Below are 4,090 nucleotides of genomic sequence, written 5' to 3' on the forward strand. Positions count from 1 at the left end.
GGGCGCCGCCGCGTTGTTCTTCGCCGACGAGCTGCCACTGCAGCAACCCGCAGAGGAGCTGACTGTCTCGCACGGGAATCCCGAAGCGATCGAACTCGAAGCGCTCTGCCCGCCGGATGACGTCAACGAAGTGGGCCTCGCGGAGCTGGAACACCGCTTCACCATCATGCAGGTGGAAGCGGGCCGCCGGACGCCGGTGGCGTGCGGCGCCTACACCGAGTGGGAGGGCATCCTGGCGCAGCTGGGGGTGCTGGTGGCACCGCAGTGGCGGCGCCAGGGCGTCGGCACACTGGCCGCTTCGATAGCGGCCCACGACGCCCTGGCGTCCGGGCTGACACTGCAGTGGCGCTCCGACGTCAGCAACAAGGGTTCGCTGGCCCTGGCCCGGAGCCTGGGCTTCACCGCAGGAGGCATCCAGACCAGCGTGCTGCTGGGCGCCTAGCTGTACTAGCCCCGCTGGGCCTCGGCGCTGTCCGCGACCCCGCGGCGGCTCTCCGCGGCCGGGGCTCCCCAGCCCGAGTGCGGCTGGGGCTTGGCGAAGAACAATGCCGCGGCCGTGCCGAGCAGAACCACCGCCGCGGGCAGCATGATGGACTGGCCCATCGCCGTCGAGAATCCGTCGTGCAGCGCCTCGGGCAGGTGGCCGCCGAAGACCATCGGGCTCGCTCCCCCGGCTGCGCCCGGAGCAGCGGGCAGTTCCGCCGCGAGCCGGGCCTGGATCAGCACGGCAATGGCGGCGCTGCCCAGAACCGCGCCGATCTGGCGGGTGGTGTTGTAGACGCCGGAACCGGCGCCGGCCTGGCGCGGCGGCAGGTTGCGGGTGGCCGTCGAGCTCAATGGCGCCCAGATGCCGGCATTCGCGACGCCCAGCACTGCGCTGGGAAGCAGGAAGAGCCAGAGCGGCGTGTCCGGATGCATCAGCGAAGCATTCCAGAACAGCGCCACGGACATCAGCGTCAGGCCGCCGGCCGTGATGAACTTCGGGTTGACCCGGTCGATGATGCGGCCCACAACCGGCGCCAGGCCGCCCGAGATCACCGCCATCGGAACCATCATGAGCGCGGATTGCGTCGGGGTAAGGCCCCGGACAATCTGGTAGTAGAAGATCAGCGGGAGGGTGAAGGCCGTCACGGAGAAGCCCACCGTGGTGATGCCCACGTTGGCCAGCGAGAAGTTGCGGTCCTTGAACAGCCCCAGCGGCAGCAGCGGCTCGCCCTTGTTGACCCGCTGCCACGCCACGAACCCGGCCAGCACCACGATGCCGCCGATGATCAGGCCCCACACCGTAATGGGCCCGGTAATGGTGCCCCAGTTATAGGTTTCGCCCTCCTGGATCCCGAATACCAGCAAGAACAGGCCGACGGCACTGAGCAGCACGCCGGGAATATCGAACTTGTGCGGATGCGTGCTCAGGGAGGGCACGAAGCGCAGGGCGAGGATGAAGCCGATGACGCCGACCGGGATGTTGATGAAGAAGATCCATTCCCAGCCCAGCCCGTCCACCAGGACGCCGCCCAGGATCGGTCCGACGAGGGTGGCCACACCGGCCGTGGCACCCCAGATGCCCATGGCCGCGCCGCGGCGGTCCGGCGGGAAGATCCGCGTGATGACGGCCATGGTCTGCGGCGTCATCATGGCGGCTCCGAGTCCCTGCAGCACCCGGGCTTCGATCAGGGTTTGGACATCGCCGGAGAGTCCACACCAGAGGGATGCCAGGGTGAACACGACAAGGCCGGCCAGGTAGAGCTTCTTCGGCCCGAAGCGGTCGCCCAGCCGGCCCGTGATGAGCAGGGGAACGGCGTAGGCCAGCAGGTACGCGCTGGTCACCCAGATCACCGAGTTAATGTCGGCGTTCAGGCCTTCCATGATCCGGGGGTTGGCCACCGAGACGATGGTGGTGTCGATCAGGATCATGAAGAATCCGATCACCAGGGACCAGAGGGCGGCCCACGGCCTCGCTACGTTTTCCATCGGGGGTTCCTTACGGTGCGTGTTGCCAGGGCTGGAGTTGGGGGTGAAGCAGTCATCCGAGGAGTGCAAGTATGTCGTGCCGGGCAAACATTTGGGCGGCCGCCCGGGCGGAGGGGGTGCCCGCGTCGGGGTCCGCGCCGGCGTCCATGAGCACCTTCACAACGTCCGGGTAGCCCTTGAACACGGCCCCGGCCAGCGGCGTCTGGCCGCGGTCGTTGGCCGTGTTGGCGTCGCCGCCGTGGGCCAGAATCAGCCCGACGGTGTCCGCGTGGCCGTGGTAGGCCGCCAGCATGAGCAGCGAGTCGCCCGCCGCGGTGGTGAGCGTGGCCGGTGCGCCGGCAGCGAGGTAGCCGCCGAGCAGCGCGGAGCTTCCGTCGCGGGCGGCGTCGAACAGGGTGTGGGCCAGGGCGAGGGCCTCGTCGTCGGGCGCTCCGCCGTTCATCGGGTTCCCCGCAGGAACCCGGTTTGTCGGCCCACGACTTGCCCTGCGTCGGGCGCCACGATGAGTTCCTGCGCCGCGGTGTACGGCTCCTCACCGTCCATCACGGTCAGCGCCTCGTCCGGGGCGACGGATCGCTTGATGACCGCCAGGGCCACCGGGCCCATTTCGTAGTGCTGGGCCACGGAGGTCACCGCGCCGACTCTCCGCTCACCGGCCCGGACTTCACTGCCGACCGCGGGCAGGGTGTGCTGCGACCCGTCCAGCTGGAGGAAGACCAGCCGCCGCGGCGGGTGGCCCAGGTTATGGACCCGGGCGATGGTTTCCTGGCCCTTGTAGCAGCCCTTCGCGAGGTGCACGGCGGTGCGAAGCAGGTCCAGCTCGTGCGGGATGGTTTTGTCGTCGGTCTCCGCTCCCCACCGGGGCCGCCAGGCGGCGATGCGCAACGCCTCCGCCGCCAGGACGCCGGCCAGCGGGCGCGCGCCCACGGTCTCTTCAAGCGCGGCGGTCGGCACGAGGTACTCGAACCACGGCCGTTCCAGACCGGGGTGGGCGTCCTCGCCGACCACCGCGTAGGAGTAGCCGCCGGCCCCGACGTGCGGCCACGGGTCTTCCCAGACCTGGAGCCCGGACCACTCCGGGACAGGACGGGTGGTGCCCAGCACCGCCCAGTCCGCCGATACGTCGGCGACCTCGACCCGGAGCATGAACTTCATCCGGGTGAGCCAGTCGGCCAGCGGCGCGGCCTCGGCCGCCTCGACGATCAGCCAGGTGGTGGCGGCGTCGTCCACCACCCGGGCGTCGAACTCGATCCGGCCCTGCACGCTGAGCAGCAGCAGCTCGGTGGACTGGCCCGGGGCCAGGGCGGTGAGTTGCTGGGAGGAGAGCGTGTTGAGCCAGCTCAGGCGGTCCGGCCCGGTCACGGTGACCACGCCGCGTTGGGACAGATCGACGACGGCGGTCCCGGCGGCCAGCGCACGCTGTTCCGGCAGCGGCTCGCCGTAGTGGGCGGCGACGCCGGCGTCCGCTCCGGCCGCTTCGACGGCGCCCGGGCGCGACAGCAGGGGGCTCTTGGTAGTCATATGAAGTAGAAGTCCTCAGCGCTCAGCGGTATTCCGGATTTTCGAAGTCGAATCGGGTGCCGGCTTTCCACTCTTCGGGCAGGTTGCCGTAGGCAGGAATGCCGCCGGCGTCCTTGAGCATCCGGGCCAGGTGCAGCAGGTTCCACGTCATGAAGGTGGTGTTGCGGTTGGTGAAGTCGCTTTCCGGGCCGCCGGAGCCTTCGTCCAGGTAGCTCGGTCCGGGCCCGACGGCGCCGATCCAACCGGCGTCGGCCTGCGGCGGGATGGTGAACCCGATGTGCTGGAGGCTGTAGAGGACGTCCATGGCGCAGTGCTTAATGCCGTCCTCGTTGCCGGTGATGAGGCAGCCGCCCACTTTCGGGTAGAACGCCCACTGGCCCTTGGAGTTCAGCTGGCCGGAGTGCGCGTACAGCCGCTCGATCAGTTTCTTGGTCTGGGAGGAATTGTCGCCGAGCCAGATGGGACCGGCGACCACCACGATGTCCGCGGCCTGAACTGCCGGGTACAGCTCCGGCCACTCGTCAGTGGCCCAGCCGTGTTCCCGCATGTCGGGGTAGACGCCGCTGGCAATGTCGTGGTCCACCGTGCGGATGACACG

5 protein-coding genes are annotated in these 4,090 nt (G+C 69.3%); 1 reads left to right on the plus strand and 4 read right to left on the minus strand.

Going from position 1 to position 4,090, the window contains the following annotated elements; genetic code table 11:
* Window positions 1-442: GNAT family N-acetyltransferase (locus tag AB4Y86_RS13525; RefSeq protein ID WP_441402729.1), on the plus strand; the 442-nt coding region annotated here is incomplete at its 5' end.
* 5 nt (window positions 443-447) lie between these two features.
* On the opposite strand, the gene AB4Y86_RS13530 is transcribed toward AB4Y86_RS13525, so the two are convergent.
* The 4 genes from AB4Y86_RS13530 to AB4Y86_RS13545 all read right to left on the minus strand — a co-directional run.
* Window positions 448-1,971 (minus strand): DHA2 family efflux MFS transporter permease subunit, encoded by a 1,524-nt coding sequence (locus AB4Y86_RS13530; protein ID WP_441402730.1) that lies wholly within the window; start codon window positions 1,969-1,971, stop codon window positions 448-450.
* 52 nt (window positions 1,972-2,023) lie between these two features.
* The gene (locus AB4Y86_RS13535) at window positions 2,024-2,413 is read right to left on the minus strand and encodes an ankyrin repeat domain-containing protein (protein ID WP_441402731.1); all 390 of its coding nucleotides are present in this window, start codon (window positions 2,411-2,413) and stop codon (window positions 2,024-2,026) included.
* Window positions 2,410-3,492 carry a CAF17-like 4Fe-4S cluster assembly/insertion protein YgfZ gene (ygfZ, locus tag AB4Y86_RS13540; RefSeq protein ID WP_441402732.1) on the minus strand — a complete coding sequence of 361 codons (1,083 nt, stop codon included), beginning with the start codon at window positions 3,490-3,492 and terminating at the stop codon, window positions 2,410-2,412. Before ygfZ ends, AB4Y86_RS13535 begins: the two co-directional genes overlap by 4 nt.
* A gap of 22 nt (window positions 3,493-3,514) precedes the next feature.
* A partial coding sequence (locus AB4Y86_RS13545) for a flavodoxin family protein (protein ID WP_441402733.1) occupies window positions 3,515-4,090 on the minus strand: 576 nt, incomplete at its 5' end.

The organism is Arthrobacter sp. 2YAF22_2, from assembly GCF_052114645.1.
Lineage (GTDB): Bacteria > Actinomycetota > Actinomycetes > Actinomycetales > Micrococcaceae > Arthrobacter.